The sequence below is a fragment of the Streptomyces sp. NPDC088124 genome (assembly GCF_040685895.1).
GTDB lineage: Bacteria > Actinomycetota > Actinomycetes > Streptomycetales > Streptomycetaceae > Streptomyces.
The window spans coordinates 26816-52180 of the sequence record NZ_JBFBJB010000061.1; the positions used below are offsets into that span (position 1 = coordinate 26816).

Annotated in this window: 26 protein-coding genes and 1 pseudogene; 10 read left to right on the plus strand and 17 right to left on the minus strand. The window is 71.6% G+C overall.

Features of this window, described 5'->3' with window-relative positions; genetic code table 11:
* Positions 1–4: 4 nt before the first annotated feature.
* The 7 genes from AB0P17_RS35240 to AB0P17_RS35270 form a co-directional block, all read right to left on the minus strand.
* Entirely contained in the window at positions 5–1900 is a 1896-nt protein-coding gene (locus AB0P17_RS35240; protein WP_365817625.1) for an HSP90 family protein, read from the minus strand.
* Positions 1901–2091: 191 nt separating this feature from the next.
* Entirely contained in the window at positions 2092–2691 is a 600-nt protein-coding gene (locus tag AB0P17_RS35245) for a Clp protease N-terminal domain-containing protein (RefSeq protein WP_365817626.1), read from the minus strand.
* Entirely contained in the window at positions 2691–2900 is a 210-nt protein-coding gene (locus AB0P17_RS35250) for an HTH domain-containing protein (protein WP_365817627.1), read from the minus strand. The genes AB0P17_RS35245 and AB0P17_RS35250 overlap by 1 nt, the downstream gene beginning before the upstream one ends.
* A gap of 60 nt (positions 2901–2960) precedes the next feature.
* Positions 2961–3914 carry a zinc-binding dehydrogenase gene (locus AB0P17_RS35255; RefSeq protein ID WP_365817628.1) on the minus strand — a complete coding sequence of 318 codons (954 nt, stop codon included), beginning with the start codon at positions 3912–3914 and terminating at the stop codon, positions 2961–2963.
* Between the two features lie 94 nt (positions 3915–4008).
* Positions 4009–5601, minus strand: a complete 1593-nt coding sequence (locus AB0P17_RS35260) for an alkaline phosphatase D family protein (protein ID WP_365817629.1) — start codon at positions 5599–5601, stop codon at positions 4009–4011.
* Positions 5598–6194: a phosphoesterase gene (locus AB0P17_RS35265; RefSeq protein ID WP_365817630.1), complete on the minus strand. Its 597-nt coding sequence runs from the start codon at positions 6192–6194 to the stop codon at positions 5598–5600. Before AB0P17_RS35265 ends, AB0P17_RS35260 begins: the two co-directional genes overlap by 4 nt.
* A 279-nt stretch (positions 6195–6473) precedes the next feature.
* Positions 6474–7709 carry an NADP-dependent malic enzyme gene (locus AB0P17_RS35270; protein WP_365817632.1) on the minus strand — a complete coding sequence of 412 codons (1236 nt, stop codon included), beginning with the start codon at positions 7707–7709 and terminating at the stop codon, positions 6474–6476.
* Between the two features lie 474 nt (positions 7710–8183).
* Between AB0P17_RS35270 and AB0P17_RS35275 the strand changes: the two genes are divergently transcribed.
* The 3 genes from AB0P17_RS35275 to AB0P17_RS35285 all read left to right on the plus strand — a co-directional run bounded on the left by AB0P17_RS35275 (position 8184) and on the right by AB0P17_RS35285 (position 10928).
* A complete protein-coding gene (locus AB0P17_RS35275; RefSeq protein WP_365817634.1) occupies positions 8184–9149 on the plus strand; it encodes an ABC transporter substrate-binding protein in 966 nt (321 codons plus the stop codon).
* A gap of 67 nt (positions 9150–9216) precedes the next feature.
* Positions 9217–10170, plus strand: coding sequence for an amino acid ABC transporter permease (locus AB0P17_RS35280; RefSeq protein WP_365817636.1), 954 nt, complete (start codon positions 9217–9219; stop codon positions 10168–10170).
* A 5-nt stretch (positions 10171–10175) separates the two neighbouring features.
* Positions 10176–10928, plus strand: a complete 753-nt coding sequence (locus AB0P17_RS35285; protein WP_365817681.1) for an amino acid ABC transporter ATP-binding protein — start codon at positions 10176–10178, stop codon at positions 10926–10928.
* A gap of 269 nt (positions 10929–11197) precedes the next feature.
* Here AB0P17_RS35285 and AB0P17_RS35290 read toward each other — a convergent pair.
* Positions 11198–11443: pseudogene (locus tag AB0P17_RS35290) on the minus strand (SAM-dependent methyltransferase); the annotation flags it as partial.
* A 141-nt stretch (positions 11444–11584) separates the two neighbouring features.
* On the opposite strand from AB0P17_RS35290, the gene AB0P17_RS35295 reads away from it, so the two are divergent.
* The gene (locus AB0P17_RS35295) at positions 11585–12232 is read left to right on the plus strand and encodes a CGNR zinc finger domain-containing protein (RefSeq protein ID WP_365817638.1); all 648 of its coding nucleotides are present in this window, start codon (positions 11585–11587) and stop codon (positions 12230–12232) included.
* On the opposite strand, the gene sodX is transcribed toward AB0P17_RS35295, so the two are convergent.
* Positions 12118–12588: a nickel-type superoxide dismutase maturation protease gene (gene sodX, locus AB0P17_RS35300; RefSeq protein WP_365817640.1), complete on the minus strand. Its 471-nt coding sequence runs from the start codon at positions 12586–12588 to the stop codon at positions 12118–12120. The two genes, AB0P17_RS35295 and sodX, sit on opposite strands and share 115 nt — an antisense overlap.
* Before the next feature lie 150 nt (positions 12589–12738).
* Here sodX and sodN point away from each other — a divergent pair, with 150 nt between their 5' ends.
* Positions 12739–13134, plus strand: coding sequence for a superoxide dismutase, Ni (sodN, locus tag AB0P17_RS35305; protein WP_037937753.1), 396 nt, complete (start codon positions 12739–12741; stop codon positions 13132–13134).
* A 189-nt stretch (positions 13135–13323) separates the two neighbouring features.
* Here sodN and AB0P17_RS35310 read toward each other — a convergent pair whose 3' ends face one another.
* Together AB0P17_RS35310 and AB0P17_RS35315 are read right to left on the minus strand one after the other, a co-directional pair.
* Positions 13324–13722, minus strand: a complete 399-nt coding sequence (locus tag AB0P17_RS35310; RefSeq protein ID WP_365817643.1) for a RidA family protein — start codon at positions 13720–13722, stop codon at positions 13324–13326.
* 107 nt (positions 13723–13829) lie between these two features.
* Positions 13830–14828: a LysR family transcriptional regulator gene (locus AB0P17_RS35315; protein WP_365817645.1), complete on the minus strand. Its 999-nt coding sequence runs from the start codon at positions 14826–14828 to the stop codon at positions 13830–13832.
* A gap of 284 nt (positions 14829–15112) precedes the next feature.
* Here AB0P17_RS35315 and snpA point away from each other — a divergent pair, with 284 nt between their 5' ends.
* Complete coding sequence (snpA, locus tag AB0P17_RS35320; protein ID WP_365817647.1) at positions 15113–15778, plus strand: snapalysin; 666 nt, start codon at positions 15113–15115, stop codon at positions 15776–15778.
* A gap of 147 nt (positions 15779–15925) precedes the next feature.
* On the opposite strand, the gene AB0P17_RS35325 is transcribed toward snpA, so the two are convergent.
* From AB0P17_RS35325 to AB0P17_RS35340, 4 genes are all read right to left on the minus strand, one after another.
* Complete coding sequence (locus AB0P17_RS35325; RefSeq protein ID WP_365817649.1) at positions 15926–16375, minus strand: DUF6304 family protein; 450 nt, start codon at positions 16373–16375, stop codon at positions 15926–15928.
* Positions 16376–16418: 43 nt separating this feature from the next.
* The gene (locus tag AB0P17_RS35330; RefSeq protein ID WP_365817651.1) at positions 16419–17003 is read right to left on the minus strand and encodes a dihydrofolate reductase family protein; all 585 of its coding nucleotides are present in this window, start codon (positions 17001–17003) and stop codon (positions 16419–16421) included.
* Between the two features lie 98 nt (positions 17004–17101).
* A complete protein-coding gene (locus AB0P17_RS35335; protein WP_365817653.1) occupies positions 17102–18151 on the minus strand; it encodes a family 2 encapsulin nanocompartment cargo protein polyprenyl transferase in 1050 nt (349 codons plus the stop codon).
* A 79-nt stretch (positions 18152–18230) separates the two neighbouring features.
* On the minus strand, positions 18231–19640 hold the full coding sequence (locus AB0P17_RS35340; RefSeq protein WP_365817655.1) for a family 2B encapsulin nanocompartment shell protein: 1410 nt from the start codon (positions 19638–19640) through the stop codon (positions 18231–18233).
* Between the two features lie 198 nt (positions 19641–19838).
* Between AB0P17_RS35340 and AB0P17_RS35345 the strand changes: the two genes are divergently transcribed.
* Positions 19839–20846 (plus strand): pyridoxal-phosphate dependent enzyme, encoded by a 1008-nt coding sequence (locus AB0P17_RS35345; RefSeq protein WP_365817657.1) that lies wholly within the window; start codon positions 19839–19841, stop codon positions 20844–20846.
* Positions 20847–20882: 36 nt separating this feature from the next.
* Here the strand turns inward: AB0P17_RS35345 and AB0P17_RS35350 are convergent, their stop codons facing one another.
* Complete coding sequence (locus AB0P17_RS35350) at positions 20883–22484, minus strand: Na+/H+ antiporter (RefSeq protein ID WP_365817659.1); 1602 nt, start codon at positions 22482–22484, stop codon at positions 20883–20885.
* Positions 22485–22631: 147 nt separating this feature from the next.
* Between AB0P17_RS35350 and AB0P17_RS35355 the strand changes: the two genes are divergently transcribed.
* The 3 genes from AB0P17_RS35355 to AB0P17_RS35365 all read left to right on the plus strand — a co-directional run bounded on the left by AB0P17_RS35355 (position 22632) and on the right by AB0P17_RS35365 (position 24697).
* Positions 22632–22892, plus strand: a complete 261-nt coding sequence (locus tag AB0P17_RS35355) for a UBP-type zinc finger domain-containing protein (protein ID WP_365817661.1) — start codon at positions 22632–22634, stop codon at positions 22890–22892.
* Positions 22893–23132: 240 nt separating this feature from the next.
* Positions 23133–23546 (plus strand): anti-sigma regulatory factor, encoded by a 414-nt coding sequence (locus tag AB0P17_RS35360; RefSeq protein ID WP_365817663.1) that lies wholly within the window; start codon positions 23133–23135, stop codon positions 23544–23546.
* Positions 23543–24697: a SigB/SigF/SigG family RNA polymerase sigma factor gene (locus tag AB0P17_RS35365; protein WP_365817665.1), complete on the plus strand. Its 1155-nt coding sequence runs from the start codon at positions 23543–23545 to the stop codon at positions 24695–24697. Before AB0P17_RS35360 ends, AB0P17_RS35365 begins: the two co-directional genes overlap by 4 nt.
* A 123-nt stretch (positions 24698–24820) precedes the next feature.
* On the opposite strand, the gene AB0P17_RS35370 is transcribed toward AB0P17_RS35365, so the two are convergent.
* Positions 24821–25258 carry a hypothetical protein gene (locus tag AB0P17_RS35370; protein ID WP_365817667.1) on the minus strand — a complete coding sequence of 146 codons (438 nt, stop codon included), beginning with the start codon at positions 25256–25258 and terminating at the stop codon, positions 24821–24823.
* Positions 25259–25365 lie beyond the last annotated feature (107 nt).

Below are 25365 nucleotides of genomic sequence, written 5' to 3' on the forward strand. Positions count from 1 at the left end.
GCGGTCACTGGTCGCCCTCCTCGTGAGCGGCGCGGGGGGCGTCGGCGGGTGCCGCGACCGGGTGGGTGGCCCATTCCAGGAGGTCCAGGAAGGCCCGGTTGAGCAGCGAGGTGTCGGCAGGGCGCAGCGGACGCTGGGCCATGAGCAGGGCCTGCCCGTACAGCGACTCGACGGCGGTGCCGGTCAGTTCGGCGTCGGTGAGGGCGGCGATCCGGCGGACCAGCGGGTTGTTGTGGTTGAGCACCAGCCTGGCGCGGGGCGCGGAGCCGCGCAGCGCGCCCAGGATGCCGCTCCACAGCTGGTCCGCGTTCTCCTCGGCCGCCGCCCGGTCCCGTTCGTGGCGGGCCTCGCGGTCGTCGAGGAAGAGCGCGGGAACGGTGAGCGGGTGGAAGGCCCGGAGCGCGACGTCGCAGCCGAGCGCGTCGAGCCGGGTCCTGGCGGTGGCGAGGAAGGCGGCGAGCGCCAGCTCCCGCTGGGGGTCGACCGGGTCGAGGTGCGCGGTGACGGCTCCGGCGTCGAGTTCGGTGACGGTGACGCCCTCCCTGATGGCCGGGAGCAGGGCGAGGAGGTCGGCGTCGTAGGTGTATCCGGCGTTGACGACGCCGAGGCCGTGCGCGGCGGCGATGGGCGAGACCTGGCGGAACTCCTCGACGGTCCGGGTGAAGTGGATGCGCGGGTGGCTGCGGGCGAACTCGTCGAGGGTGACCTGGCCGTCGCTGGTCTCGAACGGCAGCCACGGCAGCATCAGCGCGAACAGCTCGGCGTCGTACCTGGCCATGGACTTGACGCCCAGGTGGTGCACGGAGAGGAACGACGCGAGCCGGTCCGGGTCGCCCGCCGCCAGCTCGGCCAGCCACCCGCGGATCCGGACGCCGAGCGCTTCCCGTACGGCGGCGAGCGTGTCGTCGTCGTACAGGTTCTCGCGGGAGGCGGTGGGGCGCAGGGTGTCGGTGTCGAGGACGACGCGGACGAAGAACGCCCAGTCGGGCAGCAGGTTGTCGGCCCGGTCCGTCAGCAGCATGCCCTTGAGGTAGACGCGGTGGGCGGCGCGCTGGGCGGGGCTGGTGGCGGAGGGCAGGACATAGGCGACGCCGCGTACTCCGGCGACGGGCAGGTCCAGGTCGATGGAGTCGAGCGGGGTGAAGCCGAAGACCCGCGCGCAGTGCCCGGCCAGCGCGACGCGCCGCGCGGTGGGGGTGGGGTACGGGCGGTCCCAGGCGGCGGGGCGCTCGGTCAGCGGCCGGCCGGTGGCGTCGGGGCCGGTGAAGGTGACCTCGTGGGGCAGCAGGGAGCCGAAGTCCGCGGCGAGTTCGGCGACCCGGCGCGGGTCGGCCCACTCCTCGGCGCCGGGCCGCGGTTCGAGGTGGACGGTCGTGCCCGGCTCGGGCCGCGCCTCGTGGGGCAGGGTCCGTACGGTGTACGAGCCGTCGTCGCGGGCCAGCCACTCGACGGGCGGTTCCCCAGGGGTGCGGGCGGACCGGGACACGACGCGGATGCGCCGGGCGACGACGAAGCAGGCGAGGAGCCCGATGCCGAACTGCCCGAGGAACTCCTGCCGGGCGTTCTCCAGTCCGTCACGCTTGGAGCTGCGGCCTATGGTGGCGAGCAGGGTGTGCACCTCGTCGGCGGTCAGGCCGATGCCGGAGTCCTCCATGACGACGGACGAGCCGTCGGCGACGAGGTGGATGCGTGAGGGCGCGCCGGGGTCGTGGAGATGGCGCGCGGTGACGGCGTCCACCGCGTTCTGCAGCAGCTCGCGGACGTAGACGCGCGGGCTGGAGTAGAGGTGGTGGGAGAGCAGGTCGACGAGGCCCCGCAGGTCCACCTGGAAGGTGTTGACCTCGGGCGCGGGCTCGGAGACGGATTCGGGTACGGAGAATTCGGGCGCGTCAGGGCTCATGGATGCGTGGGGCGACCGCACGGCTCGCAAGGGCAGCCGTGGTCGCGGGTCGGGCGATCGCGGGGTCCCCCCCTCACGAATCGCGATGGACCCGGCCCTGGCCCCGGCGACGGACGCACGGGTGCACCGCGCGCCGCCGCCGAGAAGGACTCGGAATTGACCACCATCCTAGGGACGACCACTGACAATGCCTACGGTGTTTCCCCGGAATCGATCTTGCCCGGGGCACCGCCGTCGCCCTCCGCCGCGCCGAACACGGCCCGCTCCACCGTCGCGTACGTCGCGCCGTGGTCCGCCAGGACCTCCGACACCACGCCCGGGCGGGCCGTCAGCGCCAGCAGGAGGTGTCCGTCGCCGATGGCGCGGTCGCCCCGGCCGAGGGCGATGCGCAGGGAGCGTGACAGGGTGGCCTTCGCGCCGGGGGTGAACGGGCGGTGCTTCGACCAGCGTGGGCGCTTGCGCCGCACCGCGACGCGCAGCGCGCCCTCCCCGTGGCTCTCCTCGACCCGCGCGACGACCTCGTCCACGTCGATGCCGAGCCCCGCCAGCGCCTCCGTCTCCGCCTTCGACAGGCCGCCCCTGCGCCGGGCGTCCCGGAGCGCGTGCTCCACCGAGGCGCGGCGGCCGGCCAGCCCCAGGGCGGCGAAGGCGAACGACGCCCGGGTGCCCTCCTGTTCGAACATCGCGAGCAGCAGGTGTTCCTCGGTGACGGTGGCCGCGCCGGCCCGGTCGGCGTGGCCGACCGCGCCGATGACGATGTCGCGCGCACCTTCGGTGAACCGTTCGAACATCACTGCCTCCCGTGTTTCTTGTGCGCGGCCTGCCGGCTGACGCCCAGCTCGTCCGCGATCTCCTGCCACGACCAGCCCTGATTCCGGGCGCTGCGCACCTGTACGGATTCGAGCCGTTCCAGCAGCCGCCGCAGCGCGGCGACCGCCCTCAGCCCGACCCGGGGGTCGCGGTCGCCCGCCCGCTCGGCGAGATCCGTCGCTTCGGTCATACATGTCAATCTACGTTGACAAGCGCGCGAGCGTCAACCCTGATTGACAGGATTGAGGGCTCAGACCGTCAGCACCACCTTCCCGAACAGCTCACCGGCCGCCATCTTCTCGAAGCCCTCCCGCGCCCGGTCCAGCGGCAGCACCTCGTCGATCACCGGCCGCACCCCCTTCAGCGCGCAGAACGAGAGCAGGTCCTCCAGCTCGTCCCGGGACCCCATCGTGGAGCCCACCACCTTCAGCTCCAGGAAGAAGATCCGGGTCAGCTCGGCGTGGTCGGGGCGGTCGCCGCTCGTCGCGCCCGAGATCACCAGAGTGCCGCCGCGCCGCAGGCACTTGACGGAGTGCGACCAGGTGGCCGCGCCGACCGTCTCGATGACGGCGTCCACGCGGTGCGGCAGCCGCGCGCCCGGCTCGTACGCCGCCACCGCGCCCAGCTCCACCGCCCGCGCGCGCTTCGCCGCGTGGCGGCTGGTCGCGTACACCCGGAGCCCCGCCGCCGTGCCCAGCACGATCGCCGCCGTGGCGACCCCGCCGCCCGCGCCCTGGACCAGGACCGAATCCCCGGGCCGTACACCCGCGTTGGTGAAGAGCATGCGGTACGCGGTCAGCCAGGCCGTCGGCAGGCAGGCGGCCTCCTCGAAGGTCAGCTCGGCGGGCTTGGGCAGGACATTGGCGGCCGGTACGGTGACGCGTTCCGCCAGCGTGCCCTGGTACTGCTCGGTGAGGATCGAGCGCGGCTCGGTGCCGTGGTCTCCCCCGCCGATGACGGAGTGGACGACGACCTCGTCGCCGTTCTCGTCCAGTCCCGCGGCATCGCAGCCGAGGATCATCGGCAGCTTGTCCTGGCTGAGGCCCACCCCCCGCAGCGACCACAGATCGTGGTGGTTGAGGGAGGCGGCCTTCACCGTGACGGTGGTCCAGCCGGGGCGTGGCTCGGGGTCCGGGCGCTCGCCCAGCTCCAGGCCGTCGAGAGGGTGGGCGAAGTCCGTGTGGGCTGCGTAGGCGGCGAACATGCCCCGACGATAGGGCGGCGGGCGGGATCCGGGGACCCGATGACACGTGTGACACACGTCCCGTCCTCCGGTCCCGCCGGGCCGGTCCTCCCGCTCAGTCCCTGCGGTACTGCGCGGGCGAGTTCCTCGTCGCCGGGTCCTCGTACGCGCCCACCGTGCCCCGGTCGACGTGGAAGGTGGTCAGGGTGGAGACGGGCGAGTCGGGGTCGCGGCGGTCCTCGATCACCCGCATGTGCGTGCTGAAGCGCTCCGGCGTCACCTCGTACACGTCGTACCCGTACCGGTTGCCCTCGAAGTACTGGAGGTGCGGATTGGCCCGGCCCATGAGCGGCCCGTTCGCCGCGTTCCACTGCGCGTCGTACGCGCTGGAGGTCACCGAGTGCGCCGTGAACTCCGTGCCGATGACCGGCGATTCCGGGTTGTCGTAGTCCGGCCGGATGTCGTCGACGAAGGCCGAGTGCCAGTCCCCGGTGAGGACGACGAGGTCCTCCAGGCCGCTCGTACGGACATGCTCCAGGACCTCCTTGCGCTCGGCGAGGAAGCCGTCCCACTGGTCGGTGAACATGAACCGGCCGCCGGGCGAGCCGCGCAGCTGGCTGAGCATGATCGAGTTGGCCCAGATGTGCCAGGAGTCCGGGGCGCGGTCGACGGTGCGCTTGAGCCACGCCTTCTGCCCGGCGCCGAGGATCGTGCCGTCGGGGAGGTTCTGCGCGGAGCGGTACTGGCGCAGGTCGAGCACGGCCAGCTCCAGCAGATCACCCCAGCGGCGCACCCGGTGGATCTCCGGGTCCGGCAGGGCGGCCGAGGCACCGTCGCCCTCGCCGTCCCCCGCGTCGCGGTGCGGCAGGTGCTCGTACCACGCCTGGTACGCGGCGGCCCGGCGCTGGAGGAACGGCGCGCCCCCGCCCGTACCGCTGTAGTCGTTGGCGACCTCGTGGTCGTCCCAGGTCAGGAACCAGGGGTGGGCGGCGTGGGCCGCGCGCAGCGACGGGTCGCCCTTGTAGAGGGCGTGCCGCTTGCGGTAGTCGGCGAGGGTGTAGATCATCGGGCCGTTGTTGTCGCGGACGGAGTCACCGCCCTCGGGCCCGTACTCGTAGATGTAGTCGCCGAGATGGATGACGAAGTCCAGCCGCTCGCGGGCGATTCCGCGCAGCGCCGCGTAGTAACCCTGCGGGTAGTTCTGGCAGTTGGCGGTGGCGAACCGTACGGAGGGCACCCGCCCGGCGGGCGCGGTCCTGGTCCGGCCGGTGCGGCTGGTCCGGCCGAGCGCGCTGAACGCGTACCAGTACGTACGGCCGGGGCGCAGCCCCGTCACCGGCACGTGGACGCTGTGCGCGAGCGTCGCGGACGCCGGGACCGTGCCGCGGGCGACGACCCGGCGCAGCGCGCGGTCCTCGGCGACGACCCACCGCACCTCGGCGACCTCGGGCAGCGCCTGTTCACCGGGCTCGGCGAAGGGCTCGGGCGCGAGCCGGGTCCACAGCACGACGCTCGTGGGCCGCGGGTCGCCCGAGGCGACGCCGAGGGTGAACGGCGCGGCGTCGTACGTCGAGCCGAGCGCCCCGGCGGCCTCGCGGGCCTGCGCGGGGGAGAGTCCGGCGCTCAGCGGCCAGACGGTGCCGAGCGCTCCGGCGGCCCCGGCGGCCTTGAGCAGATCGCGCCGGTTCAGTCCGTTCGTCGCGTTCACGGACGCACCCCTTCGGTGTGGAGCGGGGCCGCCGCGCGGAGCGTCAGGGACAGCGCGTCGGCGTAACCGTCGTTGGAGGTCCCAGACCCGGTCCGGGTGAAGACCAGCAGCACCCGCGCGGAGCGCGCGCCGGGCGGTACGGCGGCCTCCGCGGTCCGCTCCACGAGCGCCGTACGGCCGCCCCGTTCCGCGGCGGTGACCGGGCCGAGCACGGAGAGCGCGACCGGGGTGCCCCGGCCGTCGCGGAACTCCACCGAGAACCTGGCGCCGTCCTCCTGCGTGGCGTACCCGCCGAGCCAGGCGGAGACGGCGTACCGCACCCGTCCCGCGTCCACGGCGGCCCGGCCGGTCGCGCCCGTCGCGGGCAGCGGCACGTCCTGGGTGAGCGCGGTACGCGGGCTGTTGCCGCCGGAGAAGAACCGGCTGCCGCGGCGGGCGGGGCCGGGGTCACCCGCGGTCGGATAGCCGTTGCCGTGGGCGTACGCGATGAGCGCGGGCGCCCCCTGACGCACCGTCCAGCCGTCGACCGACGGCACGGGTTCGGCGTCCCCTCCCGGCCCTCTCTCGGCATCCCCGTTCACGAGCAGGTTCACATGCGCCTCCTGGTGTCGTAGTCGACGCCAGGTATCCCAGCAGCCCCACATGAACCCGTGAAGGCCGCATGCCGAACTTTCGCGCCGGCGCGGGCACTTGTGCTGCCGCGTGCGCCCGCGCACGCGAAAGCGCCGGGCGGGACCGGTCACGGCCCGCCCGGCGCTCACGTCGTATACGACGGGGCCCCGTTGACGGATCCCCGTCAGGAAGAGTCCCGGTCACGAAGAGCCCGTGTCACAAAGAGCCCGCGCCACGGAGAGCCCCCGTCACGGAGACGATCAGCGGCGCGCGACGCCCTCCGCCCGGGCCGCCGCGGCCACCGCCGCCGTCACCGCCGGTGCCACCCGCTCGTCGAACGGCGACGGGATGACGTAGTCGGCGGCCAGCTCGTCGCCGACGACGTCCGCCAGCGCGTCCGCCGCCGCGATCTTCATGGACTCGGTGATCCGGGACGCCCGCACCTGGAGCGCGCCCGCGAAGATCCCCGGGAAGGCGAGCACGTTGTTGATCTGGTTCGGGTAGTCGCTGCGGCCCGTCGCCACGACCGCCGCGTACCGGTGCGCGACGTCCGGGTGGACCTCGGGGTTCGGGTTGGCCATCGCGAAGACGAACGCCCCGGGCGCCATCGAGGCGACCGCGGGCTCCGGGACCGTACCGCCGGAGACGCCGATGAAGACGTCGGCGCCGGCGAGCGCGCTCTCCAGCGAGCCGGAGAGCCGCGCGCGGTTGGTGAGGGCGGCCAGCTCGCGCTTGACGTCGGTCAGGTCGTCCCGGTCGGCGCTGACGATGCCCTTGCGGTCGGCGACGGCGACATCGCCGATCCCCGCCTCCAGCAGGAACTTGGCGATGGCGACGCCCGCCGCGCCCGCGCCGGAGATCACGGCGCGCAGCTCGCCGAGGGTGCGCCCGGTCAGCTTCGCCGCGTTGCGCAGGGCGGCGAGGGTGACCACGGCGGTGCCGTGCTGGTCGTCGTGGAAGACGGGGATGTCCAGCCGTTCCTGGAGCCGGCGCTCGATCTCGAAGCAGCGCGGCGCGGAGATGTCCTCCAGGTTGACCCCGCCGAAGGAGGGCGACAGCCGGACGACGGTCTCGACGATCTCGTCCGTGTCGGTGGTGGCGAGCGCCAGCGGCACCGCGTCCACCCCGCCGAACTGCTTGAACAGGATGGCCTTGCCCTCCATCACGGGGAGCGACGCCTCCGGGCCGATGTCACCGAGCCCGAGCACCGCCGTGCCGTCCGTGACGACGGCGACGACCTGGGACTTCCAGGTGTAGTCGTGCACCAGCTCGGGCTGCTCGGCGATCGCGCTGCAGACCTTGGCCACGCCGGGTGTGTACGCGAGGGACAGGTCGTCCTTGTCCCGCACGGGCACCGTGGCCCGGATGGCCATCTTGCCGCCGCGGTGCAGCGCGAAGGCCGGATCGAAGGGCTCTTCGGAGGAACCTTCCGCCCCGGCCACGCCGCCGTCGACGGCTCCGCCGCCGTCACGATGATTGACGATCTCCGCTGCCATGTGGGTGACCCCTTTGTCTTCATCGGTTGAGGGTGTCCACTCCCCGGATGAGGAGGAGTGGGTGGGCACCGCCTTCCGTACCTGCACATACGTACGTACGGAGCGGGCGCGTCGCACACGCGCGCCGCAGCGGTGTCCGCGCGCGGTCCCTCACGGTGAGATGACTCATAGCCGCTTATGCGGAAGTAATGCCGGATATTGCCGACACTTCAGGAAAACGACATGAATCATGCCCAGTAAGGGATGCGGACCGAAGATTCTACGGCCGCAAGAAGGTGCTTCGACAGAAGGTCCGGCTGTGATGGGCTGCCTTGTCGAGTCGTGGGGATCTCCCGTTACCCGATTTTGACATGCCCGGCGCCCTTGAGTGGACCGTCCGAATGGCAAGATGCCACTCATCACACTAGGTCGCGACACTCGAAGACGCGTGCTCGGCCATTGGCAGCTTCCCTCATCCGCCGGAGGACCCTGATCATGACCGCAAGCAGCACCTGTCGTACCACCACCGCGAAGTCCCGGATGGCCGCGGTCGGCGCGATCGCGGTCGCGGGGACGCTGCTGCTGACCGGCTGCGGCGATCAGACGAAGAGCGGTTCGGACACGGGCGGGTCCGCCTCCTCGTCGGCCGGCACCGCCAAGGCGCCCCTCTTCGACAAGCTGCCGAAGGAGATCCAGAGCAAGGGCGTCGTCAAGGTCGGCTCCGACATCGCCTACGCGCCGGTGGAGTTCAAGGACAAGAGCGGCGCGACGGTCGGCATCGACCCGGACATCGCCGCCGCGCTGGGCAAGCAGCTCGGCGTGAAGTTCGAATTCGAGAACGCCACCTTCGACACCCTGGTCACCGGCCTGCGCGCCAAGCGCTACGACATCGCCATGTCCGCGATGACCGACACCAAGGACCGGCAGGAGGGTGTCGAGGACGGCAAGAAGGTCGGCGAGGGGGTCGACTTCGTCGACTACTTCACCGCCGGTGTGTCCATCTACACGCCGAAGGGCAAGGACCAGGGGATCAAGACCTGGGCCGACCTCTGCGGCAAGAAGATCGTCGTGCAGCGCGGCACCGTCTCCGAGGACGCCGCCAAGAAGCAGGCGGCGACCTGCCCGGCCGGCAAGAAGCTGACCTTCGAGTCGTTCGACAACGACCAGCAGGCCCAGACCCGGCTGCGCGGCGGCGGCGCCGACGCCGGCTCCTCCGACTCCCCGATCGCCGCGTACGCGGTGAAGACCTCCGGCGGCGGCAACGACTTCCAGCTGGTCGGCGAGACGATCGACTCCGCGCCGTACGGCATCGCGGTCTCCAAGGACAACAAGCAGCTCTCCAGCGCCCTCCTCACGGCGATGAACACGATCATCGAGAACGGTGAGTACGGCAAGGTCCTCGCGAAGTGGGGCGCGGAGGCCGGCGCCGTCACCGAGGCCAAGCTCAACGGCGGTTCGTGACCGGGACCGGAGCTGAAACCAGTCCTGGCACCAGTCCTGCAACCGGGGCGCTGAGAGGCAATCTTCTGTGACTACTGACATCGAAAAGGCGGGCCCCGCCGACCCGCCGGCCGCCGGACCCGAGGCCATCAAGGCCATCCCGGTCCGGCACTACGGGCGGTACGTGGCCGGCACGGTCGCCGTCGCGCTGCTCGCGACCCTCGTCTACGCCTTCTCGCAGGGCAAGGTGAACTGGGCGGCGATCCCCGACTTCTTCTTCGACGACCGGATCATCTCCGGCGTCTGGCACACCCTGCTCCTCACCGTCCTCGCGATGCTGATGGGTGTGGTGCTGGGCGTGATCCTCTCGGTGATGCGCCTGTCGAAGAACCCGGTGACGTCCTCCCTCGCCTGGTTCTACATCTGGTTCTTCCGCGGGACGCCGGTCTATGTGCAGCTGCTGGTCTGGTTCAACCTGGGCCTGGTCTTCCAGTACATCAACCTCGGACCGATCTACAAGGACTACTGGTCCTCGTTCATGACGCCGTTCCTGACGGCGCTGCTGGGGCTCGGCCTCAACGAGGCCGCGTACATGGCGGAGATCTGCCGGGCCGGCCTGCTCTCCGTCGACGAGGGCCAGAGCGAGGCGTCGCACGCGCTCGGCATGAGCCAGGGCAAGACGCTGCGGCGGGTGATAATCCCGCAGGCGATGCGAGTGATCGTGCCGCCGACGGGCAACGAGGTCATCAACATGCTGAAGACCACCTCGCTGGTCTCGGCGGTGCAGTATCCCGATCTGCTGAGAGCGGCGCTGGACATCGGGCAGACCTCGGGCGCCGCGGCGGAGATGCTGTTCCTGGCGGCGGCCTGGTATCTCATCCTGACCACCGTCTTCAGCATCGGGCAGTTCTATCTGGAGCGGTACTACGCGCGCGGCTCCAGCCGCTCGCTGCCGCTCACGCCCTGGCAGAAGGTCGTCAAGAACCTGTCGGCCCTGTCCCCTCTGTCAACGGTTCGGCGAGCCCCTAAGGCGGCCTCATGAACGCCATGGTGCAGGCCCAGTCCGTGCACAAGTCCTTCGGCGCCGCGCACATCCTCAAGGGCATCGACCTCGAGGTGGCGCCGCGCGAGGTGTTCTGCCTGATCGGCCCGTCCGGTTCGGGCAAGTCGACCTTCCTGCGGTGCATCAACCACCTGGAGAAGATCAACGCCGGTCGGCTTTACGTCGACGGGGAGCTGGTCGGGTACCGCCAGAAGGGTGACAAGCTCTACGAGCTGAAGGAGAGCGAGGTCGCCAGGAAGCGCCGGGACATCGGCATGGTCTTCCAGCGCTTCAACCTCTTCCCGCACATGACGGCGATCGAGAACGTCATGGAGGCGCCGGTCCAGGTCCGGGGCGAGACGAAGGCCGTGGCGCGCGCCCGCGCGGAGCGGCTGCTGGACCGGGTCGGACTGGCCGACAAGGCCGCCAACTACCCGTCGCAGCTCTCCGGCGGCCAGCAGCAGCGCGTGGCGATCGCCCGCGCGCTGGCGATGGAGCCCAAGCTGATGCTCTTCGACGAGCCGACGTCGGCGCTCGACCCGGAGCTGGTGGGCGACGTGCTGGACGTGATGCGGGATCTCGCGGCGGACGGCATGACGATGATCGTGGTCACACACGAGATGGGCTTCGCCCGCGAGGTGGGCGACGCGCTGGTCTTCATGGACGACGGCGTCGTCGTCGAGTCGGGGCACCCGCGCGACGTACTGACGGATCCGCAGCACGAGCGGACGAAGTCGTTCCTGTCGAAGGTCCTCTGACCCCAGGGGTGCGCCGGCCGGAGACCCGGCGCACCCACGACATCCGGCGCACCCACGACACACACCGTTCCCGCACGAGAACGAGCGCGAGCACGAGCACGAGAAAAGCGCTCGCGTGATCCGAACGGCAGTCCGGGCTCCCACCACCCCGGCCGGTCGACGGCGCCCACGCCCTCGGCGCGGCCCGTGACGAGGTGCCGGAGCGCACGCCCGGCTCCGCCGGTCCTTGGCGTTCCCCACATCGCGTACGGCGGCAGCAGCGGCCGGCCGGGGTCCCTCAGGTCGGCGGTGGCGAAGGGTGGGCCGGCCCGGCCGGCCCCGGCGCGGGAGCCGCGGGCGACGGCGAGCAGGGCGGGATCGAGATCGGCACCGGTACTCACCGCACGGGGGAACCGTTTCAGCACTCTGTCCGTGATACTTCCCGTACCGCGGGCGAGGTCCAGCACCCGCGGTCCATGGCCCACCGTGGCCTCCACCATGTCCGGCATGCCCCGGAAGCGCTCCTCCCGGTCCGGTCGCGGCGCCTCTTCCGTTCCCCTCGGTCCCCGTCCCCGTCATGGACCCCCTCCCCCACACCCCGGTAATACCCTAGAACCGTATCCAGTCATTACCGCTCTCGCCTTCCAGAACCTAGACCGCTTCCGTAAGGACTACAAGTGGAACTGGCCTCTTACTCGGACTATGCCGTACGCCTGGTGAACACCGAGGAACCGGCCCGCGGTACGGACACCCTGACCTCGGTCGAGGCGGTCCGCGCCCTGTTCGGACCCAACTCACAGGCGGCCCGCCGCGCCACCGACGCCGACGTGACGCGCTTCCGTTCCGTACGGGCGCGGCTGCGGGCCGTCTTCAGCGCCGCCGACTCGGGCGAGGCCACCCAGGCGGTGGACCTGCTCAACTCCCTGCTGCTGGAGTTCCCCGTCAGCCCGCAGGTCTCCGGGCACGACCTCCTCGACGCCGAGGGCAAGCCCCGCTGGCACATGCACCTGGCGGAGCACCCGTCCAACGCGACCGCGGGGTACGCGGCGACCGCGGCGATGGGCCTCGCCTTCCACCTCACCGAGTACGGCGTGGACCGGCTCGGCCTCTGCCAGGCGGCGCCGTGCCGCAACGCCTACCTCGACACCTCCACCAACCGCTCGCGCCGCTACTGCTCGGACCGGTGCGCGACCCGCGCCAACGTCGCCGCCTACCGGGCCCGCAAGCGCCTGGAGAGCGACAGGCGCCCGACGGGCGAGCGACCGGCGAGCACCGGGCGCACCCCGCTGACCAGCCAGGAGACCACCGCGCGCGCCGAACGCTGACCGCCCAGCGGCCGGTACCGCACCCTGACCCGCCCCAGCAGCAGCTCCTCGGGCACCGTCCCGAACACCCGGCTGTCCCCTTCGGCGCCCGGATTGTCCCCGAGCACCCACCATCCGCCGTCGCGCCGCTCGACCAGCCGCTTCACGATGAGCAGGTCCTGCTGGAGCGGATGCCGCAGCACGGCCACGTCCCCGGCCCTGACCGGGGCTCCGTAGCGGACCAGGAGCTGATCGCCGTGCCTGAGGGTCGGATACATCGACGGCCCGGTCACCTCCGCGATCCCCCACGGCACCCGGGGCTCCCGCCCCGGCACCCGCTCGGGCCCCGCCCCCGGCTCCTGCCCCAGTTCCGTCATACGGCACCTCCCGGTCCCACGGTACGTTCCGCCACCGGTCCCATGGTGACCCCGGACTTTTGTCCTAAGCCCAAGGGGGCACTCGCGAAATACCTCTTCTCACGGAGTAATGTCCCACCTGAGAAGACGATCACGAGGAAGGACAGCTCCATGCTCTCCCGCCTGTTTGCCCCCAAGGTGAAGGTCAGCGCCCACTGCGACCTCCCCTGCGGCGTGTACGACCCCGCCCAGGCCCGTATCGAGGCCGAGTCGGTCAAGGCCGTCCAGGAAAAGATGGCCGGCAACGACGACCCCCACTACCAGGCTCGCGCGACGGTCATCAAGGAGCAGCGCGCCGAGCTCGCCAAGCACCACGTCTCGGTGCTGTGGAGCGACTACTTCAAGCCCCCGCACTTCGAGAAGTACCCGGAGCTGCACCAGCTGGTCAACGACACCCTCAAGGCCCTCTCGGCCGCGAAGGCGTCGACGGACCCGGCGACGGGCCAGAAGGCTCTGGACTACATCGCCCAGATCGACAAGATCTTCTGGGAGACCAAGAAGGCCTGACTCACCCGGCGAGTCGGCCCGCCTCCCGCGGGTCACTCCACTCACCGGTCCGCACCCGGCCCGTGGGACCGCCGACATCGGCGGCCTTCGCGGTCCGGGTGCGGTTTTCTCCGCCCGGCTTTCTGTCTCCCCCCTCGCGCCCGGAACCGCTCAGGGAATCCCGGAACCGCTCAGGGGATCCCGGACCGCTCAGGGGATCTCCGCCACCGCCGTGATCTCCACCAACTGGCCCGTGTAGCCCAGGCAGGCCACCCCGAGCAGGGTCGACGCGTGCGGGCCCAGGGTCAGGCCGCCGGCGCGGACGACTTCCCAGACGCGGCTGAGGTCCGCCGGGTCCGAGGTGGCCACGGAGACCGTGGTGGACACGACGTCGCCGAGGCCGCAGCCGAGGGCCGCCAGGGCGCTCTCCAGGTTGGTGAGGACCTGTTCCGTCTGGGTGACGAAGTCGTCGGGGCCGACCAGTTTGCCGTCGCCGTCGAGCGGGACCGCACCGGCCAGGAAGGCCAGGCGCCGGTCCGTGTCGACGATGGCCGCGTGGGCATAGTCCGGCGGCGGGAAGAGGCCGGGCACGGTCAAGCGGTGGGCCATCTCAAATCGCTCCTCAAGTCGCCCCTGCGGTGTTCACCTGGGGATACGGCTGAACACCCCGCCCTGCTCAGCCCGACCGGCCGTATGCGTACCGCTGAACGGTTCGGTCAGGCGGCCGGGGCGTGCAGCAGGGGGCTCTTGTGGCGGGTGAGCCAGCGCCGGTAGTCCACCGCCCGGAGCGCCGCCTCCCGGTACGCCGCCTCCAGGTCCGCGAACACCTGGGCCGCCACCGCGGGTTGGCCGAGGACGTCGCCGTCGCCGATCGCGTGGCCGGAGCCCGTGGACCGGGAGAAGAGCAGCAGCCGTACGGCCAGCGGGTCGTCCCGCAGTGGCCGGATCACCATGTCGTCGCGCGGGCCCGAGGTGGGCTGGCAGGGGGCGACGGCCTCGCCGACCGCGATCAGCTGCGCCGCGGTGAGGTAATCGCCGTGCACCACCCGGGGGTTGAGCCCGGCCGCGCCCAGCACCCGGCGCAGTCCGTCCCATTCGCCGTCGACCGCGGGATCGACCATCCAGCGGTCCCCGGCGAGATCGGCCAGTTCCACGACCTGGCTGGCCGCCGCGGGGTGGTCCCGGGCCATGGAGACGAACTGCGGTTCGCGTTCGACCAGTACGCGCCGGGTGAGCCCGTCGGGGACGGCCAGCGGGCAGCCCTCCACCTCGTGCACGAAGGCCACGTCGAGCTGGCCCGCCGCGACCATCCGCAGCAGCGCGCTCGGCGAGACGTCCATGTGCAGTGAGATGTCCGTGCCCGGCAGCCGGTGCCGCAGCCTGCGCAGCCAGCCCGCGAGGGCGCGGCTCGCGGTGGAGCCGACGCGCAGCCGGGGCCCGGCGCCCCGGTCGGCGGCCGCGCGCGCCTCGGCGACCAGCGTGGCCATCCCGGAGACGAGCGGCCGTGCCCGGCTCAGGACGGAACGCCCCAGCGGGGTCGGCCGGCAGCCGGTGCGTTCGCGGGCGAACAGTTCGGCCCCCAACGCGTTCTCGATGCGCCGCAGTTGCGTCGTGAGGGACGGCTGGCTCATCCCCAACTGGCGTGCCGCTTTGTGCAGGCTGCCGGTGTCGGCGATGGCGCACAGGGCGCGCAGGTGTCTCACCTCCAGCTCCATGCCCAGAGAGTAGAACGGCCTTCTGAGCCACACCAGATGGTCAAAACACTGTAATTGGAGCCTGATTCGAAGAAATACCGCCGGGTATCCACGCGGGGTGATGCGTTGGTGTTATCGGCGGCTGACATCATCCGCGCCGGGGCGAACTCATCGAGACTCTGCGGTAACCCGAACCCGTTCACCGGACCGACCCGGACGAGCCGAGGGAGCCGGAAGAGCCGGAAGGCACCGACACCCGGACAGCCCGGACGGCCCGGACGAATCAGGAAACAGGAGCCCCCCACATGAGACACACCAAGCGCGCCGCCTCCGCCGCCGTCAGCCTCGGCCTCGCGCTCGTCGGCGCCCTCGCCCTCGCCCCGACCGCGTCGGCCGCCGACCCCGACGCCGCGTCGGCCGCGCGGACCACCTCGTACGCCGCGTACGAGGGCTCGAAGGAGGAGGCGGCGAACAACAAGGCGTTCTTCGACGCCGTCGTGAAGTCGGTCGCCGAGAAGCGCGCCGCGAACCCCGGCATCCAGGCCGTCACCGTGGTCTACAACGCCTCGGCCGCGCCCCGCTTCGCGAGCCAGATAGCCGCGAGCACCTCGATCTGGAACAGCGCCGTCTCCAACGTGAAGCTCCAGGCGGGCACCAGCGGCGTCGACTTCACCTACCGCGAGGGCAATGACCCGCGCGGCTCGTACGCCAGCACCAACGGCCACGGTTCCGGGTACATCTTCCTGGACTACGCGCAGAACCAGCAGTACAACTCGACGCGGGTGACGGCCCACGAGACCGGGCACGTCCTCGGTCTTCCCGACCACTACTCGGGCCCGTGCAGCGAGCTGATGTCGGGCGGCGGTCCCGGCACGTCCTGCCAGAACGCCCAGCCGAACGCGGCGGAGCGCTCCCGGGTCAACAGCCTCTGGGCGAACGGCCTGGCCGCCGCGCTGGCCAAGCTCTCCTGACCTTTCCCGCAGCACGGCACGCGAAGGGGCGTCCCCCGAATCCACCCCCCACGGGACGCCCCTTCCGTGTTCCCTCGCTCCGGCGACCGACCCCGGCGGCTCGGGGAGTCAGGGGCGCGGGGTCCCGGGTCCCGGGACCCCGGCGGGTCAGGACGCGCCCACCAGCCGCCGGTCCGACAGCTCCGTGTTCGTCGGGAGCTGTCGCCTGATCCGGCCGAGCGCCTCCTCGAACCCGCTCCCGGCTATCCCCGACGCGTACGCCGTCCCGCCGCAGTGCAGGGTCAGGCTCAGCTCCGCGCGCCCGACCGGCCCGCCGCCCTCCCGCTCGCCGAGCGCGAGCAGACAGCTCAGCGTGGCCTGTTCGACCGCGCCGTCGGAGCTGACGGACAGCGGGATGTCCCACTCCATGACGCACGAGGACAGCACCCCGCCCCCGTCCGGTCCCACCGCTTCCAGTACGGCGAAATCCGCCCCTTCGTACTCAACTCCCCTGATTTGCGTGCGTACTTGCTGTCCCCCCGAGGTGAGGGTGATCGCTTCCGCCCCCTGGCGGTCCCGGTACCAGCCCGCCCATGAATCCGTCGGTTCCGCTTCCATGGCGCGGACTGTAGCGGTAGCGGAACCGCCGCTGCCGCAGGGGTCACCGCTTCCTTGCGTAGTTCCTGACGAGTACTCCGTTTTCGAAGGCCCGCACGGACTCCAGCGTGAACTCGGTGATGGCGAAATCCTTCGCGAACATCGGCATCCCCGAGCCGAGCACCAGCGGATACGTCTTGATGATCAACTCATCGATCTCGTCCGCCAGTTGCCCGGCGATGTCGGCTCCGCCGCAGAGGTAGATGCCGAGCCCGCCGCCCTCCGCCTTGAGTTGCCGGACCTTTCCGGCCAAATCTTCGGCCACGATCTCGACCGCGGGGTCCGGGCTCTCCTTCAGGGTGCGGGATGCCACGTACTGCCGCATATGCGCGTACGGGCTGGTGACACCGGCGTCCAGGGCGAGTTGATAGCTGGCCCGCCCCTGGATGACGGTGTCGAAGCGCCGGTTCTCCAGGTCGTCGATGCCGAGGGGCTTCCGGCCATGGGTCGGCAGCGTCTCCGGGTACTCGGCCTTCAGATACGCGAAGAACGCCTCATCCACGAAGGGCATGAAGCAGTTCGCGTCCCCCGACGGGTCGCCGATGAAGCCGTCGATGGACACCGCGATGAAGTACGTCAGTCGGCGCATACCGATCCCCCTGATGCCGGAATTTCCCCTGGTCCCCGGCCCACCCTACGCAGCTGATCGCGCGTCAACCACCGGCTTTCGCAGGCCGCTCGGGGCTCTCAGCGACTCCGGCGGGTGACGAACTCCGCGAGCGAGAGCAGATCGCCCGCCGCCGCCAGGTCGGGGACCGCCCGGGAGAGCTGCTGGACGGCGCGGGCCATCCGCTCGGCCGCCTCGTGCTGCGCCCAGTCCCGGCCGCCGGCCCGTTCGACGGCGTCGGCGGCGCGCCGCACCGCCTCGGCGTCCATCGGCCGCCGGTACAGCTCGGCCAGTTCCCCGGCGGCCGGAGTGCCCGAGGCCAGCGCCGCGACGACCGGCAGCGACTTCTTGTGGGCGGCGAGATCGGCACCGGCCGGCTTGCCCGTACGCCCCGGGTCGCCCCAGATCCCGATCAGGTCGTCGATGAGCTGGAAGGCGAGCCCCGCCTCCCGGCCGAAGGCGTCCATGGCCTCGGCCTGCTCGGGCCCCGCGCCGGCGTAGAGCGCGCCCAGGGCGCACGAAGCGCCCAGCAGGGCACCGGTCTTGGCGGTCGCCATGGCGACGCACTCGTCGAGCGAGACCTCGCGCGGATCGCGGGCTTCGAAGGCACAGTCCGCCTGCTGGCCCGCGCACAGCTCGATCACGCAGGACGCGAGCCGCGCCGAGCCGGCGGCCGACGCCGGGTGCGGATCCTCCGCGAGGAGCCGTACCGCGAGGGCCAGCATGGCGTCACCCGAGAGGATGGCGTCCACCGTGCCGAACACCGTCCAGGCGGTGGCGCGGTGGCGGCGTACGGGATCCTCGTCGATCACGTCGTCGTGGAGCAGGGTGAAGTTGTGGGCCAGCTCGACGGCGACCGCCGGCCGCACGGCGGCGCGCGGGTCCCCGCCGAGCGAGCGGGCCGCCGCGAGGACGAGCGCGGGCCTGATCGCCTTTCCGGCCCGCTCCGTACCCCCCGGGTCCGGGGTGCCGTCGGGCCGCGCCCAGCCGAAGTGGTACTGCGCGACCCCGCGTATGGAGGCGGGTAACGACTCGACGGCGGCGCGCAGTTCGGGATCGACCTCGGCGCGGGTGCGCTCCAGGAGGGCCACCGCCTCGTGGCCCTCGGTGGCGGCACCGGTGCTGGTCATGGTCACGGGTCACCTTCCTCTCGGTCCTGGGGATGCGGTTGTACGGAGCCACGCCACGCCATCCACGCGGCGGCTCACCTCACCGCCGGCGGCCCACTTCCACGTTCTCCAGCACCCCGAGGGCGTCCGGCACCAGGATGGCCGCCGAGTAGTACGCCGTGACCAGGTACGAGATGATCGCCTGCTCGTCGATGCCCATGAAGCGGACCGACAGGCCCGGCTCGATCTCGTCCGGGATACCGCTCTGCTGCAGGCCGATGACCCCCTGCTCGCTCTCGCCCGTACGCATGCAGATGATCGAGGTCGTCCTGGCATCCGAGACGGGGATCTTGTCGCACGGGAAGATCGGCACTCCGCGCCAGGCGGGCACATGGGTGCCGGAGACCTCCACGGTGCCCGGGTAGAGCCCCCGCTTGCTGCACTCACGGCCGAAGGCCGCGATGGCCCGCGGATGCGCGAGGAACAGCTTCGAACCGCGGCGGCGCGACAGGAGCTCGTCCATGTCGTCCGGGCTGGGCGCCCCGTCGTGCGGCTGGAGGCGCTGGCCGTAGTCGCAGTTGTTCAGCAGCCCGAACTCGCGGTGATTGATCAGCTCGTGCTCCTGGCGCTCCCTGAGCGCCTCGACCGTGAGCCGCAACTGCTGCTCGGTCTGGTTCATCGGCTGGTTGTAGAGGTCGGCGACCCTGCTGTGGATTTTCAGAACGGTCTGCGCGACGCTCAGTTCGTACTCGCGCGGCGCCGGCTCGTAGTCCACGAACGTGTGCGGCACGACCGCTTCGCCGACATGCCCCGCGGACAGGTCGATGGCCGCCTCGCCGTACGTGTTGGTCCGCTGCGGCGGTACGGAGGCCGCCGCCTCCAGGTGGTGGCGCAGGGAGTCCTCGCGCTCCGCGAGGTTCCGTACGTCCTGGCGGGTCAGCACCAGCACCACGCACGCCGTGGCCGCGCGTGCCGTCCAGTCCCAGGTGGCCTCCCCGTCCACCAGGGCCTGTTCGCCGAAGTACGCGCCGTCGGCCAGCACTTCGAGCGCCGTCTCGTTCCCGTAGGGACCCGTGCCGATCTTCTCCACCCGGCCGTGTGCCAGCAGAAAGACCCGGTCCGCCGCGTCACCGGCGGCCGCGAGTACCTGGCCGGGCTCGAACTCCCGCTGCTCGCAGCGGCGCGCCAGCTCGGCCAGCACCTCCTCGTCGCCGTACTCCCGCAGGGCGGGCAGCTCGCCCAGCTCGGCCGGCACGACCGCGACGCGGTCGCCCGTCTGCACGAACGTCACCCGCCCGTCGCCGACCGCGTAGCTGAGCCGGCGGTTCACCCGGTAGGTGCCGCCCTGCACCTGGACCCACGGCAGCGTCCGCAGCAGCCACCGGGAGGTGATCTCCTGCATCTGCGGCGCCGACTTGGTGGTGGTCGCCAGGTTCCGAGCGGCGTCCGTCCCCAGGCTCTGCTGGGGCGGCTGTGCCGCCCGGACCTCGTCACCAACCGAAACCGACATGAAGTCTTCCTCTCGAAACTTTCGATCATGTACGACCTGCGAGAAGAATGGTTCCATCACGTGGCGTGCAGTCGCCATTACACAAACGAGTGGGATTGAACGGCCCGATACTGGGCACAACACGCGCAAATTCATCCCAACGGCGCACTTCGGGGGCGCGCGGATTCCCGGGCGCGTACCCCGGCCGACAATGGGAACGTGACCCCGCCGCCCACCCCTCTCGCGCCGCTCGCCGCTCTGCGCCCGCGGCTCCCCTCTCCGCTGCACGAGGTCGAGGACGAGCGCTTCGCGCGCCGGGGCGTGCGCCTGCTCCTCAAGCGCGACGACCTGATCCACCCGGAGCTGCCGGGCAACAAATGGCGGAAGCTGGCGCCCAATCTGCGGGCCGCCGCCGACGCGGGCCGCCACACGCTGCTCACCTTCGGCGGCGCGTACTCCAACCACCTCCGCGCGACCGCCGCCGCCGGCCGGCTCCTCGGCTTCGCCACGGTCGGTGTCGTACGGGGCGAGGAGCTGGCCGACCGGCCCCGGAACCCGTCGCTCGCCCGGTGCGCGGCCGACGGGATGCGGCTGCTCTTCGTCGACCGGGCGGAATACCGACGCAAGGCGGAGCCCGCCGTCGTCGCCGCGCTGCTCGGGCGCGCCGGCCTCGACCCCGGCCGGGTGTACGTCGTGCCGGAGGGCGGCAGCAACGCGCTCGCCGCGCAGGGCTGCGCCGAGCTGGGCCGGGAGCTGCGCGGCGCGGCCGGCACCGTCGCCGTGGCCTGCGGCACCGGCGGCACGCTCGCGGGGCTCGCCGCGGGACTCGCGCCGGACCCCACCGCCGGGGCGGAGCCGGGGACCTTGGGGACGGGGACCCTGGGGCCGGGGACCCTGGGGCCGGGGCGCACGGCCCTCGGCTTCCCCGTGCTCCGGGGCGGCTTCCTGGACGGGGAGATACGGGGGCTCCAGCGCGCCGCCTTCGCGGGACCGGCGGGCGACTGGCACCTCGACGACCGCTTCCACTTCGGCGGCTTCGCCCGGGTCCCGCCCGAGCTGGACGCCTTCGCGCGGGACTTCGAGGACCGGCACGGGCTCGCCGTGGAACGTCTCTATGTCGCCAAAATGCTGTACGGGGTCACCACCCTGGCGGCGGAGGGCGCCTTCCCGCCCGGCACGGCGGTCGCGGCGGTGATCACCGGCGCCCCGGAACCGTCCGCCCCGTAGGGCCTGTCGTGTGGATACAGACCCAGACCCGGCGGCTCATTCCGAGCCGTCCTCCCGGTACGCCGCCGCCTCCTCCAGGTCCAGCCGGCGCAGCAGCGTCCGCAGCATCTCGTCGTCGATCCGCCGCTGGTCGCGCAGCTCCACGAAGACGGTGCGCTCCGCCTCGATCATCTCCCTGGACAGCCGCCGGTAGGTGTCGTCCGCCGACTCCCCGGTGATCGCGTTGACGGAGCCGAGCCGCTCCCACACCGCGTTGCGGCGCCGCTCCAGCACCGTACGGAGCCGGTCCGCGAGCGGCCCCGGCAGGGTGTTCCGCTCGTCGGCGAGGAGTTCGTCCAGCCGCCGTTCCGCCGCCGTGGACGCCTCGCTCTGCGCCTGTGCCTCGGCGAGCGTCTCGGCCTGCCGGTCGCGGCCCGACACGTTCAACAGCCGGATGAACGGCGGCAGTGTGAGTCCCTGGACGACGAGTGTGCCGATGACCGTCGTGAACGTCAGGAACAGCACGAGGTTGCGTCCGGGGAACGGTGTGCCCGCCTGGGTCACCAGCGGGATGGAGAAGGCGATGGCCAGTGACACCACACCGCGCATCCCCGCCCAGCCGACGATCAGCGGCGCCTTCCAGTTCGTGTCGGGTTCACGCTCCCTGATCCGCGCCGAGACCAGACGCGGCAGGAAGGTCGCCGGATAGACCCAGACGAACCGGACGACGACCACCGCCACGAAGACCCAGAGGGCGTACAGCACGGCTTCGGTCACCCCGTACTCGCCGAGGCCCTTGAGGACGAAGGGCAGCTGGAGCCCGATGAGCGCGAACACCGCCGACTCCAGGACGAACGCGACCATCTTCCACACCGCGGCCTCCTGGAGCCGCGTCGCGAAGTCCACCTGCCAGGAGCGGTGGCCGAGATAGAGCGCCACCACCACGACCGCGAGCACACCGGACGCGCCGACCTGTTCCGCGGCCGCGTAGGCGACGAAGGGGATGAGCAGCGAGAGTGTGTTCTGGAGCAGCGCCTCCGTGAGGTGGGTGCGCAGCCAGTGCAGTGGGACCATCAGGACGAGTCCGACACCGACACCGCCGAGCGAGGCGAGCGCGAACTCCTCGACCCCGCCCGCCCAGCTGGCCCCGGCGCCGATCGCCGCGGCCAGCGCCACCTTGAAGGCGGTGATGGCGGTGGCGTCGTTGAGCAGCGACTCACCCTGGAGGATGGTGGTGATCCGGCTCGGCAGCCCCAGTTTGCGGGCGATGGCGGTGGCCGCCACCGCGTCGGGCGGCGCGACGACCGCGCCCAGCACCAGCGCCGTGGTCAGGGGCAGATCGGGGACGAGGAGATAGGTGAGCCAGCCCACAGCGATCGTCGCGAAGAGGACGTATCCGACCGAGAGCAGCGCCACCGGCCGGATGTTGGCCCGCAGGTCGAGGTACGAGCTGTCCACCGCGGCGGTGTAGAGCAGGGGCGGCAGGATCAGCGGGAGCACGACGTGCGGATCCAGTGTGTAATCCGGCACACCGGGCACGTACGAGGCACCCAGACCGACCGCCACCAGCAGCAGCGGCGCGGCCACCGGTGTCCGGCGGGCGGCCCCGGCGATCGCGGCACTGAACGCCACCAGTGCGATCAGCGGCAGTACGTCCATCCCGGCTCCGTCTTCCTGTCGTGTGCGCGCACTTCTGCCGTGCGCGTACTTCTGTCGTGCGCGTACTCCCGCCTCGCACCCACTCCTGTCGCACGTCTGTCGTGCTTCGGTCGTGCGCGCGCGGGCGTACGTCGTAATCTCGCCATCATGAGCCAGTGCAGTCACATCGCGGAACTTCCACACCCCGAGCCCACGCCGAGTGGCGACACCTGCACGGAGTGTCTGGCCGCCGGCAGCCACCCCGTCCAACTGCGGCTCTGTCTGGAGTGCGGAAACGTCGGGTGCTGTGATTCGTCGCCGTACCGGCACGCGACACTCCACTTCGAGCGGACGGGACACGCGGTGATGCGAAGTTTCGAGCCGGGCGAGAGCTGGCGCTGGTGCTTTGTCGACGGTTCGATCGTCTGACGACTGGGTACGTCAACCCTCCGCCGGTTCTTCTCAATTGGATGCCGCAGACCCCTAGCCACTTTCCGTGGTCATATGCTTACCATGAGTGACCGTAGCGGATGGGGGTCCCGGCGACACGGCACTATGGATCGCGATAGCGTCGCCCCCCAGACCGGCTACGTAATGACACGTACCGCAAGGCTCCTCGACACGCCCTGTCCGGAGCCCTGAAGAGCTTGTGCCACCTTGGAGGTGAGGGTGTCCCAGATCGCAGGCGAGCCCGGGACCCAGGACTTCGTGGAAGTCCGGCTGCCCGCTGCGGGTGCCTACCTGTCCGTGCTGCGTACGGCCACGGCCGGCCTCGCGGCGCGCTTGGACTTCACCCTCGACGAGATCGAGGACCTCCGCATCGCGGTGGACGAAGCCTGCGCGATCCTGCTCCAGCAGGCCGTACCGGGCTCCGTTCTCAGCTGTGTCTTCCGACTGATCGAGGACTCGCTCGAAGTGACCGTGTCGGCCCCCACCACCGACGGACGCGCCCCCGAGCGCGACACGTTCGCGTGGACGGTGCTCTCCGCACTGGCCGGCAAGGTCGAGTCGACGGTCGCCGACGACCGTACGGTCACCATCAGCCTCTACAAACAGCGCGGCGCGGGACCCGGGCCGGCGTGAGGAACGGGGACGGTCCGGTGCGTGACGAGGGGCGCATCCCACCAGAGCCGCGGGGAGGGCACGAGGTTCCGGCGGAACCGGTGCTCGCCCCCGCGGGGATCCCCGAGCAGCAGGCCCGTCCCCATCCGGAGGACGGACTTGACGGCCAGACTGCCGCGGCGGACCAGACGCGGACAGAGCGGGCGCAGGCAGAGCGGGCGGCCTTTATGAGCGAGCAGCACAGCGAGCGGGACAGCGGACAGGACAGCGGACAGGACAACGGACCCGGCAGAGGGCCGGACAACGGACCGGACAACGGGCCGCGGAACGAACCTCAGGGTGAGCCGCGGAACGAGTCGCGGAGCGAACCGCGGGGTGAATCGCGGGGTGAATCGCGGAGCGAGCCACGGCACGACCCGCACGACCGCAGCGGCGCGCGGGCGATGTTCGTCGAACTGCGCAAACTGCCGGACGGCTCGCCCGAGAAGGCGGCCCTCCGCAATCAGCTCGTCCGGATGCACCTGCCCCTGGTCGAGCATCTCGCGCGCCGTTTCCGCAACCGCGGCGAGCCGCTGGACGACCTGACGCAGGTGGCGACCATCGGGCTGATCAAGTCGGTGGACCGCTTCGACCCGGAGCGCGGGGTCGAGTTCTCGACGTACGCGACACCGACCGTCGTCGGGGAGATCAAGCGGCACTTCCGGGACAAGGGCTGGGCGGTACGGGTGCCGCGCCGCCTCCAGGAGCTGCGGCTGGCCCTGACGACCGCGACGGCCGAGCTGTCGCAGCAGCACGGCAGATCACCGACGGTGCACGAGCTGGCGGAGCGGCTCGGCATCTCGGAGGAGGAGGTCCTGGAGGGCCTGGAGTCCGCCAACGCGTACTCCACGCTGTCGCTGGACGTCCCCGACACGGACGACGAGTCACCGGCCGTGGCGGACACGCTGGGCGCGGAGGACGAGGCGCTGGAGGGCGTCGAGTACCGGGAGTCGCTCAAGCCGCTGCTGGAGGATCTGCCGCCGCGGGAGAAGCGGATCCTGCTGCTCCGGTTCTTCGGCAACATGACGCAGTCGCAGATCGCGCAGGAGGTCGGCATCTCGCAGATGCACGTCTCGCGGCTGCTGGCGCGCACGCTGGCGCAGTTGCGCGAGCGGCTGCTCGTGGAGGAATAGCGGAAGGACCTGTCCCCGCCGGACAGGTCACGCTCCCGCGGACAGGCCCCGCTCCCGCAGGCAGGTCACGCTCCCGCGGACAGGCCCCGCTCCCGCGGACAGGACACGCTCCCGCCGCGCGGGCTACGCGTCGCCGGCCGGGCCGCGGATCCCCAGGGCCTCGGTGGTCGTCGGGTTGACGAGCAGGACGAGCCCCGTCACGGCGACGGCCGCCAGCACGATCCCGGCCGGGATGCCGGCGCCGTCCGAGGTGAGCAAGGTGTAGGCGACCGGCAGCGCCATGATCTGGGTGATCAGCGCGGGCCCCCGGCTCCAGCCGCGGCGCAGCAGCAGCCCCCGGGCGGCGAGCAGCGGGATCACGCCGAGCGCGATCAGGGTCACCCCGCCCATCTCGGCCTGCTGCGGGGAGTCGGGACGGCCGAGCAGCCCCATCACCAGCAGATACGCGCCGCCGGCGAACAGCGCCAGGGCCTCCAGACCGCTGACCGCCGCGGCGGCGGTCAGCCGGGTGGGGCGCGGGGTCGGTCCGGGGGCGGGCTCTGGCTGCGTCGCTCTGCTCACCCTTGCAGGGTATCGGCCCCCGGATCCACGCCCGGATCCGGCGCCGGGTACGCCGCCGGGGTGCCGGGCGCCGGGCGCGTTCCGCCCGGGGACGACCCGTCTCCCCC